Below are 15,767 nucleotides of genomic sequence, written 5' to 3'. Positions count from 1 at the left end.
TGTCAGGCGGTTCTGGAGGGGTTGCGGGCGGTGTCAGATAGCTCGATGTAGAAAATCTTCCACTGTTCGAGTGCAGCGGTTTTTAACGCGTCGAGCCGATGACCTTTTCTTACAAAAAATCGAGACGCCGCCAGCGGTTGCACACTCAGAAACTCATCTGCCTTTGCCCAAAAAGCCGTGATAGCGGCTGTTACACCTAATCTCACCAGAACCAAGCCATTTCGATCCGGATGGCTTTTACAGAATGAAGCCTGCGCTACACCCATGTGCAATTTGATGCACATTCTTTCGTTTTAAAACGCAAAAAATGCATTTTAATGCGTAAATTGGTACCGCAGCCCTGTATGAGGGTTTACGAAAGGACGCTGAATATCATCCTATCCAAGGCAACTTCAGTGTCGGCCCGACGTTGTTCGTCAACACGGAAGCAAAGGCCTCCGATCTTCTTGAAACCGCCACTCACCAAATCAAAGCCGCGCGCACCTGCTCGACAGCACTACATGCTTGTGCGTGGAAGACGCTGAAGGCCACGACCTAGAGCATTTCGCCAATGTTGCGCATGTTTGGCTTCAGGATGGCTGCGACGCGCTGGATGCGTTGGGCTGGAGTCTTGATCGGAAGCCCCGATGCGCCCCCCCCTCCAGCAGTTCAAGCTCGACCTTGGTAGATCATTGGAATAACCGCTTAGCGATACGCTAGCGTTGGGATAGTAATACTGTATATTCATACAGTCTGATGTTTCAATTTATGGACCTTTTCTGTGGTCCGATCAATTGCCAATTGTTGATTCTATTTTTTTAACGCAACATCGCGTAACAGCGATAGGCGGGACGCCTAGACCTTCAAAGCAAGGTAGAATCGCGACCCGCAATGGGGGGTGTATGGCAAAAGAGGCGCAAATCACATTTGCTGAGCAGGATTATCCTTTCGCTTTGGAGGCTCCTGCTCAGTCATTGGTGGCTATTCGGGCGACGGCCCGAGCAATGGCAAACTCCATTCCCGCAGAAAATCAGCTTGTCTTCGCCAGAACCTTTGGTGTTCGGGTTATCGAAGCTTGGTGGCGAGGTCTTACTGAACATGAGGCAGTTCCTCAGGAGCTTCGTGCGCCCATTTCTGCATTTGAGACTTCGACACTCACTGCCTCAGCTAATTTTCTTGCGGAGCAGATTGGTTCAGCAGCATCTGAGTTCGATGCAGAAACGGCTGCTTACCAAATCGGCCTAACCTATACCAGCATGCTTCCGGTGGAGCATCGTGGTGAGTACGGGATTTTCTATACTCCGCCAGCTTTGACTGCCCGGCTCATCGATCAAGCTACATCGGCTAACGTTGATTGGGCTACGTGTCGTGTTTTGGATCCTGCGTGCGGCGGTGGTGCGTTCCTTGCGCCAATTGCGCAGCGAATCATGAATACGCTTGCGCATTGCAGTCCAAAGCTTCTACTGCAAAGCATCGGAAACCGTTTGCATGGCTTTGAGATTGATCCATTCGGTGCTTGGCTGAGCCAAGTTGCGCTAGACGCTGTGTTGTTGCCGATTAGCAGCTCCTCTGGTCTGCGGCTCCCGGTAATGATCACGGTTTGTGATTCTTTGAGGCAAAGCCCAATCAAAGATGAGTTTGATTTGGTCATTGGAAATCCCCCATACGGTAGAGCCAAACTAGATGTCGAGACACGAGAGCTATACAAACGCTCGCTGTATGGACATGCCAATCTGTATGGCTTATTCACTGATTTTGCTATTCGCCAAACCAAGCCTGGTGGATTGATCGCTTATGTCACTCCGACTTCTTTCCTAGCCGGAGGGTATTTTAAAAATCTGCGTGCGTTGATAGGCCGTGAAGCACCTCCAATTGCGATCGATTTCGTAGCCGCGCGCAAAGGTGTATTTGATGATGTGCTTCAGGAAATGGCGCTCACCACCTATCGCAGAGCGGGTGAAGCAGTTTCGGTAGCGATATCTGAGATTACCTCGTCCAACGGTGTTGTCGAAGCCAGAGAAACGGGCTCAATTACTCTCCCGAAAGATCTCACTCTGCCGTGGTTGCTGCCCAGAAACTCAAACCAGACGGAACTCGTAGCGAAGCTTATTAATATGCCCTTTCGTCTTGCTGATTGGGGCTACGGGGTTAGTACTGGTCCATTGGTATGGAATCGTCATAAATCACAATTGACCTATCAGCCGGGAAGCAACCGACTGCCGCTGATTTGGGCTGAAGCCATTACTCCTGATGGCGAATTCATTTTTCGAGCTGAGAAAAAGAACCACGCTCCGTATTTTGAACTGAAACCATCTGATCAGTGGTTAGTAACAACCAAGCCATGTGTTCTCTTGCAGCGAACTACCGCAAAAGAGCAAAGCCGTCGCCTTATTGCGACAGCCTTACCCCTTGCGTTCCTGCAGTTGCATGGTGGCGTTGTTATTGAGAACCACATCAATATGGTTAAACCTATCACGGACGTTCCGCAGATTAAGGCTTCAGTGCTTGCCGCTTTTCTTAACAGCGGCGCGGCTGATCGTGCGTTTCGCTGTGTTAGTGGTTCTGTAGCTGTTTCAGCTTACGAGCTGGAGTCATTGCCGTTGCCCGCACCCGAGGCTTTGAAGGAATTAACGAAGCTGGTGGAATCCGGTGGTTCAAAAGAATCCATCGAAGCCGCCTGTTCCAGGCTTTTCTAAGGAAGAAATAGTGCTACCACCTTATGTCTCACGAGCGTTGATATCTGAAAGGCTGCCCCTGATCTTTCCGGAAGGAACGCCTAACCGTTCTTATTGCACACGTGAGTTGGCGGCAAGCACGATATTCGCGATGCTTTACATCGGGGCAGTCGAAGACGCAGATGTCTGGCTTGGACCTGTACACGTTTACCGAATGACAGATATGCAGGCGGAAGACTGCTGCGAGACAGCTCGGTTGAATTACCGTAGCAATTTGCGAAAGAAATCTTTTCAGGTCCCTGGTAGCCGTTGGTATGCGGACAACACCCGCGAGCCGATTCGTGATGAAACCTTGCGGGAAGGTTTATTGGTGGTTGGTGCGGTACTTGAACGAGCGGATGTACCTACGACATCAGGTGCTCCTCGCTATGCGCTCAATGCTGAACTTACCGGTCTTTTCGATCCGGCCCTTGAAGGAGAGAGCCTGAACGCCGCTGTCTTGTCGTGGCAGGAAAAGCATCTCACTCGTAGCGCAAGAGCACGTGTATCGCTAATGCGGGCGGGTACTGCTGGAAAAGAAGGAGTCCTTGTACGCTTCCCGAATGGAGAAACTCGTCGACTAGTTTCAGGGCCTAGTTCTGAAATTTCGAAAGCAGTTGTTGAGGTGTTTGCAGGTAAGTTTCTAGAGAGTCCAGGCGTTATTTGGCTTAGTGAGTCTGGAAATAAGGTTGCTCACCCTGATCTAAAACTCTCATCAACGATTGGGCTCGATATAGAGGCACAGAAAAACCTTCCAGACTTGATTTTAGTGGACCTTGGTCCGGCCGAACCTTTGATTGTTTTTGTTGAAGTTGTCGCAACTGATGGAGCCATTACACCTCGTAGGCAGGACGCGTTGTATGCGATTACTGACAAAGGCGGATTTAGTCGTTCACAAGTTGCTTTTGTGACGGCTTATGCGGACAGAGAGTCAGCGGGATTCAAAAAAACAGTGACAGGTTTGGCTTGGGGATCTTTCGCGTGGTTTATGTCTGAACCCGATAATCTCGTATTGCTACAAAGTGGTGTGAGTCGGCTTTCGAGTCTGAACGTAATTGTTGAGAAGACCTAAACTTCTAGGACGTGACCCTAGGCATAGCTAGAGACGCATTAACGAACATCAATGACTTCGCGGGTAAGCCGTGCTCCTACGGATTTTTGTCGATGCGCGAATGTATGAGCGACGACAAATCGTAGGAGCAGAGGGGGGGTAGCCATTGCCCGCGTAGGTGAACGCTCAGCCCCGAAATTTACCCGCGACACTCCACCAGCGTTTTCATCTGCCCCGACCCCGTCTGGTTCTCATCGCTCAACCACCGCTCAAACCCTGCGCCAATCGCTGGCCATTCCGAATCCAGAATCGAGTACCACGCGGTATCCCGGTTCTGCCCCTTGACCACCATGTGCTGGCGGAAAACCCCTTCAAAACTGAAGCCCAATCGCTCGGCCGCGTATTTGGAGCGGGCGTTGCCGTTGTTGCACTTCCACTCCAGGCGGCGATAACCCAGAGCAAACGACTCCTTGGCCAGCAGGTAAATCGCCTCGGTACTTTTCGGTGAACGCTGCATCGGTGCGCCGAAAGTGACATGGCCGATTTCGATGCGACCTTGCGCCGGTACGATCGACATCAGGCTGAGAATGCCTTGCACCTCACCGCTGACACGATCGATCACGCTGAAAAAATACGGGTCGCTATTGGCCGCATGGTTTTTCAGCCAGTCGTTGAATGCACTGCGTTCCGGGAAAGGCCCATAAGGTAAATAATCCCAGAGCTTCGGATCGGCCCCCGGGCCTTCCAAGGCCTTGAACAAGCCCTCGCCATGACGCACCGGGTCGAGTTTTTCCAGGCGAATGAAACGCCCTTCGATTGTTTGAACGGTGGGTGCCGGGGCACCTTTCCAGTCCACGAGTGAATTCGACATGGTGTTCTCCTTGAACCTTAAAGGGCTTTGCGAAACTGGATGAAACCGGGGCGTTCGGCGATGCGCTCGTAGAGCTGAATCGCGGTGGTGTTGGTTTCGTGGGTCAGCCAGTGGACTTTGCCGCAACCGTCTGCTTTGGCGGTGGCGTAGACGAATTCGATGAGCTTGCGGCCGACGCCGGTACCGCGGGTTTCTGGCGTTACCAGCAGGTCTTGAAGATAGCAGGAGTTTTCGATGCTCCAGTTCGAGCGATGGTAGATGAAGTTCACCATGCCGACCGCTTTGCCATTGATCCACGCCAACGCCGAATGCGTCGGTTCAGTCGAGTTGAGCATGCGCTGCCAGGTGCTGTCGGTGACCGCGTCAGGCAACTCGGTGTTGTAGAAGCGCAGGTAGGCTTGCCACAACGGCAACCAGGCAGCGTGATCGTCGGCGCTGACCTGGCGAATTTCAATCTGACTCATGTTTATTCCTTAACGCATCAAGTGGGCGAGGGCCTGATCGTGCACATCGGGGCTGGCGGCGAGCCCTTCGCGCACACCGGCGATGTCTGCGGCGCTGCGGTTCTGGCTGAGCTTGCGTTTGCCTTCCAGGCGCTGGATCGGCAGGGCAAACCCGACAATTGCCTTGAGCATACCGTCGATGTAGTCGGCGGGAGCGTCGGCGACCTTCCACGGCTGGGCACGGCCGGCTTCGTGACGATCAGTCAACGCGCTGACCAGGTTGAGCAAGCGCTCGGCATCGGTGAACACGTCGGCTGTACCGTAAGCGTGTACCGCGACGTAGTTCCAGGTCGGCACGACTTTGCCGTGTTCGGCTTTGCTCGGGTAAAACCCCGGGCTGATGTAAGCATCGGCACCGGCAAAAATCACCAGCGCTTCAGCGCCGTTCAGCAGTTCCTTCCACTGAGGATTGGCCCGGGCGAAGTGGCCGTAAAGGGTGCCATTCGGACCTTCGTCAGGTTTGAACAGCAACGGCAAATGACTGGCTTGTAGACCTTGTTCGCCGTGGGTAACCACCATGGCGAGGCGGGTGCCGAGGATCTGCTGGCGCAGTTCATCCAATTCTTTAATGGCAAAGCTGCTGGGGTTGTACATGGAAAAATTCCTTGGCGAATGTCTCCATCCTAGGCAGGCTATTGGTCTGTTGTAAGAGCCATTAATGATCAATTTCATAGGTCCATTGCTATGACCGACGCGCCACTTTCTCTGTCGTTCAACCCTGCCGGTATCGAACTTGATCGCCGTCAGGGCCTGAGTCGTCAGCTTTATCAGGCATTGCGCCTGCGAGTGCTGGACGGGCGGTTGGTCAGCGGCACGCGATTGCCGGCCAGCCGCGATCTGGCGGCAGTACTGGCTATTTCTCGTAACAGCGTGGTGCGAGCCTACGATCAGCTCTATGCCGAGGGGTTTATCGAAGGTCGAGTCGGAGACGGGACTTACGTCGCGCAATTGCCTCAATCCGCGTTACCGGCAAAAAAATTATCCACAAAAGTATCCACAGGGTTGTCAACAGGGTTACCCACAGCCTTATCCACAAATTGGCTGGATTTGCCTGTGGTTTCATCCAGTAAAGTTATCCACAGTGGTGCCTTGGGGCGCGTTGAAAAGAACCATTTGGCCCTGCCGCCGAGTGGCCCTCCACGTGCGTTTCGGGTCGGGGTTCCGGCGTTTGATCTGTTTCCTTTCGAGATTTGGGCCAAGCTGAATGCGGCTTTCTGGCGTAAACCGGATTTGCAGCAGTTGTGTTATGGCGATCCGGCGGGTGATGAGCGTTTGCGCGGACTCATTGCCGCTTATTTGCGCAGTTCTCGCGGCATGCAATGCACGGCTGAACAAATAGTGATCACCAGTGGCGCGCAGCAGGGAATTAGCCTTTGTGCACAGCTGCTGGTGGAGCCGGGTGACGGGGTGGCAATTGAAAATCCGGGGTATCGGGCGGCGGGTCATGCGTTTGCTGTGGCCGGTGCGCGATTGCACGGCGTGGCGGTGGACAGTGAAGGCATTGATTGCAGCGAATTGGCCGGGTTGAGTGATTGCCGGCTGGCGTATGTCACACCCTCGCATCAATACCCGACCGGGGTGGTGATGAGCCTGGCGCGGCGTCTGGAATTGCTGGCCTGGGCCGAACGCACCCAAGGCTGGATCGTCGAGGACGACTACGATGGCGAATACCGCTACAGCGGCGCGCCATTGGCCCCGTTGGCGGCACTCGACCGGCAGGGGCGGGTTTTGTACGTCGGGACTTTTGGCAAAGTCGCCTTCCCGGCCCTGCGCCTGGGTTATCTGGTATTACCGCCGGCATTGGTTCAGGCATTTTCTCAACGCCGAGCAGTAGACGTCCGGCATTCCGAAGTGAGCACCCAAGCGGTGATGGCCGAGTTCATGGCGGCCGGGCATTTTCAGCGGCATATCCGTCGCATGCGGCGCGCGGCACTGAGTCGGCGTAACACATTGCTGGCAGGATGGCCCAAAGACATTCCCGGCATTGGCAGTCTGCCGAGTGTCGCGGCAGGGTTACATCTGACGGTATCCGTCGACTCCCAAGCCCGCGAGCGCGAACTGGTGGAAAAAGCCGCCAGCGTTGATGTCGAAATCAACGCGCTTAGCGGCTATTGGTTGCCGGACTCGCAGACACCGGTGGACGAGCGTGCCGGGCTGGTCCTTGGTTTTGCGGCGGTACCCGAGGTGGCGATCAGTGCCGCACTCGGGCGTCTGGAAAAAGTCTGGCGCTGATATACCTATAGGAAGAACAACGCACCGGCCAGTCGATGGTTGATTTCAGCACGATAAATGGCAATGGACTGAAGTGCGTTCACGCTGGCGTGCCTTTCGTAGGCTCCCCCGGAGCCGCGTTGTTCGACGGTCTTCAAGTGCGCGGCAGTGAAGGCCGGTCTGGGTGTGTCGGATGCCGGGTAATGAAAGTGCGCATACCAAAGTACATTGCGGGTTTCGTGATCGCGAATCTCATACTCATCCAGAAAGTCTTTGCGCGGTCCCTTCAAACGCCGATGCTCCGGTAGTGGTTTGCCTATCCTGTGGATGGTCACCTGGCCCTTGCTGTGCAGCCATTCAACACGACTCGCGGTAGGAAGTTGTCGTTTGGTCATGCTGATACGAACATCGGTGCCTTTTTTGTAAAGCGCGACCGCTCCATCGATCAGTTTTTTGCTGACGGTGACCGCCGATCCCGGACCGCCTTCGGTGGAATTGTTATCGGTCAGGGCTTTCTCGATAGCGTCCGCCGCCGCGTCCATTCGGTGGGCCTGTTGATGAAACATCTCTTCGATTTCCAGTGGAATACGTCGATCGGCTTTTGAGTGGGCCTCGGTACGTCGGATGAAAGATTCCAGCTGTGCAAGCAAGGCTTCAGCGTTTTGCAGGCTGACCGTCAGCGTTGGAGGAGTGGAGGCGGGTACAGCCGTTTTGACGGGTACATGTTCGACCCAGACGCCGGGTGTTTTCTCATGGAACGTAGCGATTACCTTCCCGGTGAGTGGGGAGGTCACGTCGACCAGATCGGTGTCGGTGGAGTTCGCGCGCGTTCGCGGCTTGCCGACGACGGCGCCTTTGAAACGCGTTTTGATCAGGCGATGAGGGGCCATTACCGGTCGCGATGGCCACGGAGCCGGTTCGAGGGTCTTGCGCTCATGCAGCAACCCCGACAGGTGATTCACGGCGCGCTCGTTGAACGCTTCGATACGCTGGCGCATCAGGTCCAGTGATGGTTGCAGCAGCTGCCCGGGGTACTCGTCGGGCAAGTCGAGAATACGTTGGTCGATGGTTGCAAACTGCTCCACCAGATCGCTGAATCCTTCAATCCGCTCGGGTAGCGACAGGGGATTATCCTTGGCGAGGTCCAGCGACGACTGGATAGTGAGGCCCACATCTTCGACGAGCGTCACCAGCGCCTGACGGGCAGCCTCGGTGGCGACCGTACCGGTGTCATTCAGGCAGAGTTCTTGAGCGAGGCTGATCTGAAACAGCTTCAGGTCGTGCAGGTCAAAGCTCGGCAGTCCTTGCGTGTATTGCCTGGCGGTTTCGGCGCCTTCTCTGCCCAGTCGTTTCAACTCGTCGATCCGGGCCTGGGCAAACTCGATTTTGTCGATAAATCCCTGGGCCAGGTCGCTGGTCTGTTGATGAATCTGGCGTCGTGTTTGAGTGGTTTCGTTCGGCTCTCCGTCAAACAGGGCCAATGAGCGACGCATGCAGGTGCCAAACACGGCGTTTTGCCGATGGAACCACATCTCCGTAAGCAATAGCTGTTGATCCAGGCAACTGACCAGGACAGCGCGGTAGTTGATGATGGGCTCAAGCACGTGGAATGCTTTGAGCTGTTCAATGTAGACGTCATAAACGGCCCGCTGTTTATCCAGCGTTTCGATCAGTCTGCGAACGTTGGGATCATCGACGCCCGGCGCAGAAGGGGCGGCCGCTTTCTCTGCGGATTCGAGAGCGGTCTTCAGCGCCACTTTGTTCGTATCGAAGGACTTCAGTTGCTGTCGCAGTTCCTCTTTGCGTCGTGCATTTTCCCGCACCAATTCTTTTCGGCTTCGTCCGCCGCCGCGCAACCTCAAACGTGTGTCGACGACCCATTGTCCTGATGCGGAATGGGTCAGCAGGGGGCCAGTCCCTGGTGGAGACTGACGGCTATCGATGATTTGCACGAACTCGTTGTCGTTGACCATGACTTCGAACCAGCGTTGGCCAACTTGGGCATACCATTGTTTGTTGAGCGGGCTCAAAAAGCGGTGGGGGCCGGCTTCAGTCGAGGGGCTTGCCAGGCCTTCAGGTTTTGCAATGGCCAGCCCGTCCAGCAGCGCCCCCAAGCCCGTGCGCGCGAGGGCACCATGGGTGTACAAGTTGCTCTTGTGATTCGCTGACAGCCGTTGAGCGGTGATATCGGGTAACCGGGTCATGGTGATTGTCGGCGTCGGCGTGGTTTTTTGCCCTAGCGTCAAAGCCTCCTTTTCAACGGCGCGGCTTGTTGTGTGGCGCGTCGCTGCGTAATGGGCCAGGACCATGCCCAATGACAGGAACAGGTCGGTCAGTGCCGTCCATGCATCGTCACTGTCACCTTTCTCGCTGGCTTCATTCGCTTCATCCAGGTCGCTCATGATTTGCCAGACCCAGGCCGCGCTGGCAGCCGTTCTGCCCAGGAATGGCAGTGCAATGTTGAACAGCATCCACGCCCCATGCTTGAGAGTCTGCCAACGACTTTGTGCATTGGAGACCGATTGCCGGTCTGCCAGGGTGATCATCGCGTTGGCATTGGCGGTGAACAGGGTCGCCAGTGCAGGTTGTGCAAGTGGCGTGGCCGCTAGCGTGACAGCCCCCATCATGCCGAGGACCGACGTTGGATCGACCAGCCATTGCGACAGTGTCCAGACCGACGGCAGTTGGCCGGGAAATACGTACTGTGAGTAGTTGAAGCGCACATCATCCGGCAACCAGGCCAGCACCGACTGGCGAAGCGTCTGGTTATGTTTGATTGCATACAGCAGGTTGGTTTCGCGGGGGTATTGCAAAAGCGGAGGATCAAGCAGCGGGCGAAAGAGCAGGCAGGGCCCCTTGTCAGCGAGACGCGGGCCGATGACGAACATGTTGGCAACCTCGTCGGCCTTGTTGTCCGTGCGGCCCCCGGGAATGAACGCCAGCGCACGAATGATGATTTCCTGGCCGTCCACAAAACGGTCGGCGGGTTTTTCTTGCATCGCTGCGAGCACGTATCGGTATCCCTGATTATCGATACCTGCCTCGCCACGAATTTTGTGCTGCAGCGTCTGAAGTGGCAGCTGGATGCGCAGGTGGCTGGCGAACAGGTTTTGCCGACGTTGTGTTTCCTTCGGGTCACCGAGCAGCTTTTGCTTGATCAGCGTGGGATAGATTTCACCGATGTTGACCTCTGTGACCAGTTTTTCCAGGTAGGCCGGTGTCATCCAGGACTCAACGGCGCTGCCGTCGGTGCGGCGCACGGTCTTGTTACCCAGCGGTACGGCAATCAGATTCTGCAGGGCGAGATCGATCAGCGACATCGTGACGGTTTCGGTTTTGCCCGGTACGGCGATGGCGCCCAGGATCACTGGGCTGGTGATACTCATTTCAATCGTTTCGAGCCTGGCGTCCGTCGCCTCGGGGTGATCTTTCAGCACCTGATTTTTTAGTGCTTGCAGCGTAAATACCGGGAGCGGAGGAATATCATCCAGATAAGATTTACCCGCGTGTTGCTCCCGAAGCTGTGCCAGGTCCATCAAGTGTCGGCTGTAGCAGGTCAGGTCTGCCGGTTGCGCGTTTAGCAGCCAGTCGGGCAGCAAGTGCTCGATCCGGCTGAAACGCCCTTCGTCAATGTCCTTGCGGTTTCCGGCCGCCGTAATGGCTCGATGCGCAAGACCACCGTTCGGGATGGTGTCTTGAAGCTGGCCGATGGCAGCGATTTCAAGCGCGATCAGAGCACTGGCCTGGTGGTCGAAAAAATCGCCGGTGGGTTCAGACAAACGCCATCGCAAAGTGCGTGGAGCCGACGTGGATGCAACACGTGCAGGCAGCGTTTCACCGAATGATTCCAACGAGTCGTAATGCTTGAAGCCCTCTGTGATCGAGTGGCTGATCACCAGCGTGCGCTTGCCCAGCGTACCCACCAGCACGGCCACGTCCAGCAGCCACAGATGCTTGTCCGGTTCATCGATGTCGATCAGGCAGGCCCTTGATTTGTAGGGGTCGTTGCGCTGTCGGGTGGCTTTATCCGGGTTGTTGAACAAGGCCAGTGCCATGGCCTTTTGATCCTCATCCCAGCCTGAAACCTGCTCGATGTTCCAGAGGTTGTGCAGTGAGCCCGAGAGTTGATGCCAGCGTGGTGTTTGGTCTTCTGTCTGCTGGTTCCAGTAATCAAGTTGCTGCTCCTGGTAAGAAACGAACAGCAGCGGGATCAGTTGGTTGATCAATCGGCCAATGTCGTCGATCTTGACGGGCAACTGGATCGCTGGAGCTACCCCCGGTTGCAGGGTCAGGAAGTGTTCCCCGTCAATGTAGGTCGCGGTCTGCGCCGACAGCGTGAGCCGCACCAATGCGTCGGTCAGCGACTCGAATCGGCGCAGGCCGGGCGTGACCTGGTTGCCGCTGACGGTCCAGGTTGGCGTCACGACCATGGCCTGGACCGGATCGATATCAAGGCTTGGATACGCGGCGTCGAGGGCTGTGCGCAGTGCGTTCGTCGCCACTTCCCTGAGTGAGGGGCCAGTGACCAGTTGGGTCAATACATCTTCGGAGCGGGTGGACGAGGTATCGGGCATGGCCATTTCCTTTGTGCCGAATGAGGACGCTGGCCACTGGGCCGCGCGGTATCGGGTCAAGGTAGAGGGCTGTCGAAGGCAAAAGGTGGTAGATAGTTATCGCGGGCAAAAAAAGACCCGCGCTCATTGGCGGGTCTTCCAGTTCACGTTTTCAGGTGCCTGACTTGATCTTGGTCCAGGCTCGCGTGCGCGCACGTTCGGCATCGCGCGGCAGTGGTTGCAGGGTGTAAAGCGTGCTCATCGCCGTTTCGGTCGGGTACAGGTTGGGGTTGTTGCGGATCGCCGGGTCGACCAGTTCCGTGGCGTCCTTGTTCGGGTTCGGGTAGCCGACGAAGTCGCTGACCGGCGCGATCACTTGGGGTTGCAGCAAGTAGTTGATGAAGGTGTAGGCGTCTTCCGGGTTCTTTGCGCCTTTGGGAATGGCGAGCATGTCGAACCAGATCGGCGCGCCTTCTTTGGGCAGCCGCATGTCGACGATCACGCCGTTCTTGGCTTCCTTGGCGCGATTGGCGGCCTGGGAGAAACTGCCGGAGTAACCGACCGCGACACAGATGTCACCATTGGCAATGTCGGCCATGTACTTCGAAGAATGGAAGTAGGTGATGTACGGGCGGATCTTCATCAACAGGGCTTCAGCCTTGTCGTAGTCCGCCGGCTTCTTGCTGTTGGGGTCCAGGCCGAGGTGTTGCAGGGCCAGCGGCAGGATCTCCGATGGCGAGTCGAGCAGGGCGACGCCGCACTGCTTGAGCTTGCTGATGTTTTCTTCCTTGAAGATCAAATCCCAGCTGTCCACCGGCGCATTGTCGCCCAGCACGGCTTTGACCTTGTCCGGGTTGAAACCGATCAGGATGGTGCCGTACATGTACGGCACGGCGAACTTGTTGCCCGGGTCGTTGGCTTCGATCAGCTTCATCAGCTTCGGATCGAGGTGGTTCCAGTTTGGCAACTTGCTGCGATCCACCGGCTGGAATACGCCGGCTTCGATCTGTTTGGCAAGGAACACATTAGACGGCACCACGACGTCATAACCGGAGTTACCGGTCAGGAGCTTGGCCTCCAGTGCTTCGTTAGTGTCGAAAATGTCGTAGACCAGTTTGGTCTGGGTGTTCTGAGCCTTGAAGTCTTCCAGCGCTTTGGGGGTGATGTAGTCGAACCAGTTGTAGACGCGCAACGTTCGTTCTTCAGCATGAACCGCACCACTGAGCACCGTGGCGCACAGGGTGGGGATGATAAAACGCTTGAGTCTGTTCATTGTTCTAATTCCTCATTGGGCGCTTTCAAAACCTTCGAGAACGTTGACGGCATTGATGCCGATTTCTTCTACCGCGTAACCGCCTTCCATCACGAACAGCGTCGACTTGCCGAGGCGGGCGATACGCTCGCCCATGGCCAGGTAATCCGGGCTGTCGAGCTTGAATTGCGAGATGGGATCGTCCTTGAACGTATCGACACCCAGGGAGACGACGATAATGTCGGCGCCGTATTTTTCGATCTCTTGGCAGGCCTGATCCAGGGCTGCACTCCACGTGTCCCAGCCACTGCCTGCGGGCAACGGGTAGTTGAAGTTGAACCCTTCGCCGGGGCCTTCACCGAGCTCGTCTTCATAGCCGAGGAAGAACGGGAACTCTGCTTCCGGGTGGCCGTGAATCGAGGTGAACAGCACGTCGCAGCGTTCGTAGAAAATCGATTGGGTGCCATTGCCGTGGTGATAATCGACGTCTAGGATCGCGACCTTTTTGTGGCCCTGATCAAGGAACGCTTGAGCAGCGATGGCCGCGTTGTTGAGGTAGCAATAACCACCCATCAAATCGCTGGCAGCGTGATGTCCCGGTGGACGGCACAAGGCGAAGGCACTGCGCGCGCCGCGCTGGATTTGCGCCTGTGCGGTGAGAGCAACTTGTGCCGCACTGTATGCCGCTTGCCACGTACCGGCGGTGATCGGTGCGCCAGCGTCGAAGCTGTAATAGCCAAGCTGGCCGTGCAGGCTGGTGGGTTTAATGGAACGCAAGGTCCGGGTCGGCCAGGTGTAGGGCAGCAAGTCGCCGTCGGTGTTGAATTCGGTCCAGCGTGCCCATGCCCCCTTGAAGAAATCGAGGTAGTCACGGCTGTGGATGCGTGCGATCGGGTCGAGGCCGAAATCCTGCGGCGCTTCGACCGGGCCGAGATTCTGGTTTTGCACGCGTTGCAACACATGGTCGGCACGCGACGGCATTTCGAAGCAGGGCTTGAGTTGCCCGTCTATCAATTCGCAACGGCCGTGGTGCAGGTGGTGATCGTCCGAGTAGATCGTCAGCATTTTCTTGTTCTCCGCAGGCTGATTCGGTTGAACACAGTCTTGCGGCAGGCGGGGTTTGGGAGAACGGCAGGAAAGGCCAAAAGGGGATTGATATGGCCAAAAGGTTTGACCGAAATTCGCCCCTTGATGTGCGCGGTGCCCTGGAAACCGCAATCGCGAGCAGGCTCACTCCTACAAGGGATCTTCAGTGTTCACGTTTTTTGTGAACGACACATAACCCCTGTAGGAGTGAGCCTGCTCGCGATAGCGGTGGACCAGTCAACGAATGACTCAAGGCCGGAACTGGCTCGGCGCTACGCCGCTCCAGCGCACAAACGCATGACGGAAACTGGCGGTCTCGCTGAAACCCAGCGCCTCGGCGATCCGGTAGATCGGCAGTTGGTCTTCACAGAGCATTTGCTTGGCCCGCTCGAAGCGCAGCTCATCGAGCAATTCCTGATAGCTGCAACCCAAATCCTTGAGGTGCCGACGCAACGTACGCGTCGAGCAATTCATCTGCTCGGCCAACCCTTCAAGTCCCGGTGCGGCATTCAATTGCGCGCTGAGCAACTGCCGAATCCGCCCCAGCCAGGCCTGACGCCCGGTGAACTCGGTGTTTTGCTTGCGGCAGCGTTCGGCCATGGCCTGGTGGGTAATGGCGTCGGCCAGTGGCAGGGGCCGATCCAGCCAGCTTTTGTCGAAAGCAAAGGCGTTGGACGATGCGTCGAACTGCAAGGGGCAGTCGAAACGTTCGGTGTAGCGTGCCTGATAGTCCGGTGCCGAGTGTTCGAAGCGTGCGCCCAGTAGCGGCAAAGGTTGGCCGAGCAAGTCCTCGCAGGTGACCTTCATCGAGACCAGGCAAAATTCGACATTGAACGGCGCCAGCGCCGGGTTTTCCCGATAGTCGCCAGCGGTAAGCCAGATGCGTTCGTTATCTTCTTCCAGGCTCAGCTCGAACAGTGTTCCCAATAGCGCCGGATAGTGCAGCGCCAGCTGCAAGGCGTCACCTAAAGTGGCGCTGGTGAGTAAGGCGTACCCGAGCATGCCGTAGGACGAAACGTGCATTTGCCGGCCCAACTCCAGGCCAATGTCATGGCGTAACGCGACCGCATTGGCGCAAACCAGCATCTCTTGGTTGGTCGTGATACGCGTGTCCGCCCGGCTCAGGTCCGCCGCGCTGATACCGCTGCCGGCCAGTAATGCCTCACTGGACAGGCCTTCAGCCTTGAATGTGTTGAGCACCAGAGAGACAGCGTTGAGGGTGGTGAGGTGGGAGTGGAGCATGGGGGCGTCCAGCCTTGGGATGCTGGAACGCAGCAAGTTATATGCCGAGCGAAGAACCTGTAATTGGATGGACTCGCCCACGCCGAGGCGTCAATGCGCCACGGTGGCAGTCTAAGAAGCCAACGGCAGCGAGGGCGAGTCCATGAAAAAGAATACGACGCTTAAACAGTCCCTGTCTTCAACCGATGTGTCGGCCTGTACGACAGTGGCGGTCGATCTTGCCAAGCAGGTCTTTCAGGTCGCAGGCGAAGACGCTCTGGGCCAGGTGCTTTATGAAGAACGCCTCAAATCGCGTGAAGCTTTCC

General features: G+C 56.4%; 11 protein-coding genes and 1 pseudogene. 4 read left to right on the top strand and 8 right to left on the bottom strand.

What is annotated here, in order from left to right:
• Positions 1-2: 2 nt before the first annotated feature.
• Complete coding sequence (locus AC1DWM_RS02275; RefSeq protein WP_477794546.1) at positions 3-284, bottom strand: hypothetical protein; 282 nt, start codon at positions 282-284, stop codon at positions 3-5.
• Between the two features lie 597 nt (positions 285-881).
• Here AC1DWM_RS02275 and AC1DWM_RS02270 point away from each other — a divergent pair.
• Positions 882-2,675 (top strand): HsdM family class I SAM-dependent methyltransferase, encoded by a 1,794-nt coding sequence (locus tag AC1DWM_RS02270; RefSeq protein ID WP_477794545.1) that lies wholly within the window; start codon positions 882-884, stop codon positions 2,673-2,675.
• Positions 2,629-3,765: a BsuBI/PstI family type II restriction endonuclease gene (locus AC1DWM_RS02265; RefSeq protein WP_477794544.1), complete on the top strand. Its 1,137-nt coding sequence runs from the start codon at positions 2,629-2,631 to the stop codon at positions 3,763-3,765. The genes AC1DWM_RS02270 and AC1DWM_RS02265 overlap by 47 nt, the downstream gene beginning before the upstream one ends.
• 178 nt (positions 3,766-3,943) lie before the next feature.
• On the opposite strand, the gene AC1DWM_RS02260 is transcribed toward AC1DWM_RS02265, so the two are convergent.
• Genes AC1DWM_RS02260 through AC1DWM_RS02250 form a run of 3 tightly spaced genes read right to left on the bottom strand, consistent with a single transcriptional unit; the run spans position 3,944 to position 5,712 of the window.
• Entirely contained in the window at positions 3,944-4,615 is a 672-nt protein-coding gene (locus AC1DWM_RS02260) for a GNAT family N-acetyltransferase (protein ID WP_477794543.1), read from the bottom strand.
• 17 nt (positions 4,616-4,632) lie between these two features.
• Complete coding sequence (locus AC1DWM_RS02255; protein WP_477794542.1) at positions 4,633-5,079, bottom strand: N-acetyltransferase family protein; 447 nt, start codon at positions 5,077-5,079, stop codon at positions 4,633-4,635.
• A gap of 9 nt (positions 5,080-5,088) precedes the next feature.
• Positions 5,089-5,712: an FMN-binding negative transcriptional regulator gene (locus AC1DWM_RS02250; RefSeq protein WP_477794541.1), complete on the bottom strand. Its 624-nt coding sequence runs from the start codon at positions 5,710-5,712 to the stop codon at positions 5,089-5,091.
• A gap of 90 nt (positions 5,713-5,802) precedes the next feature.
• On the opposite strand from AC1DWM_RS02250, the gene pdxR reads away from it, so the two are divergent.
• The gene (pdxR, locus tag AC1DWM_RS02245; RefSeq protein ID WP_477794540.1) at positions 5,803-7,350 is read left to right on the top strand and encodes a MocR-like pyridoxine biosynthesis transcription factor PdxR; all 1,548 of its coding nucleotides are present in this window, start codon (positions 5,803-5,805) and stop codon (positions 7,348-7,350) included.
• 5 nt (positions 7,351-7,355) lie between these two features.
• Here the strand turns inward: pdxR and AC1DWM_RS02240 are convergent, their stop codons facing one another.
• The 4 genes from AC1DWM_RS02240 to AC1DWM_RS02225 form a co-directional block, all read right to left on the bottom strand.
• The gene (locus AC1DWM_RS02240; RefSeq protein WP_477794539.1) at positions 7,356-11,903 is read right to left on the bottom strand and encodes a hypothetical protein; all 4,548 of its coding nucleotides are present in this window, start codon (positions 11,901-11,903) and stop codon (positions 7,356-7,358) included.
• A 151-nt stretch (positions 11,904-12,054) separates the two neighbouring features.
• Entirely contained in the window at positions 12,055-13,155 is a 1,101-nt protein-coding gene (locus tag AC1DWM_RS02235; RefSeq protein WP_223521264.1) for a polyamine ABC transporter substrate-binding protein, read from the bottom strand.
• A gap of 12 nt (positions 13,156-13,167) precedes the next feature.
• The gene (locus tag AC1DWM_RS02230) at positions 13,168-14,199 is read right to left on the bottom strand and encodes a histone deacetylase family protein (RefSeq protein WP_223521262.1); all 1,032 of its coding nucleotides are present in this window, start codon (positions 14,197-14,199) and stop codon (positions 13,168-13,170) included.
• Positions 14,200-14,469: 270 nt separating this feature from the next.
• Positions 14,470-15,462 (bottom strand): AraC family transcriptional regulator, encoded by a 993-nt coding sequence (locus AC1DWM_RS02225; RefSeq protein WP_223521260.1) that lies wholly within the window; start codon positions 15,460-15,462, stop codon positions 14,470-14,472.
• Between the two features lie 187 nt (positions 15,463-15,649).
• On the opposite strand from AC1DWM_RS02225, the pseudogene AC1DWM_RS02220 reads away from it, so the two are divergent.
• Positions 15,650-15,767 (top strand): annotated as a pseudogene (locus AC1DWM_RS02220) (IS110 family transposase); the annotation flags it as partial.

Source organism: Pseudomonas sp. P4_C8 (assembly GCF_056401975.1).
This window is presented reverse-complemented; position numbering and strand designations above follow the sequence as displayed.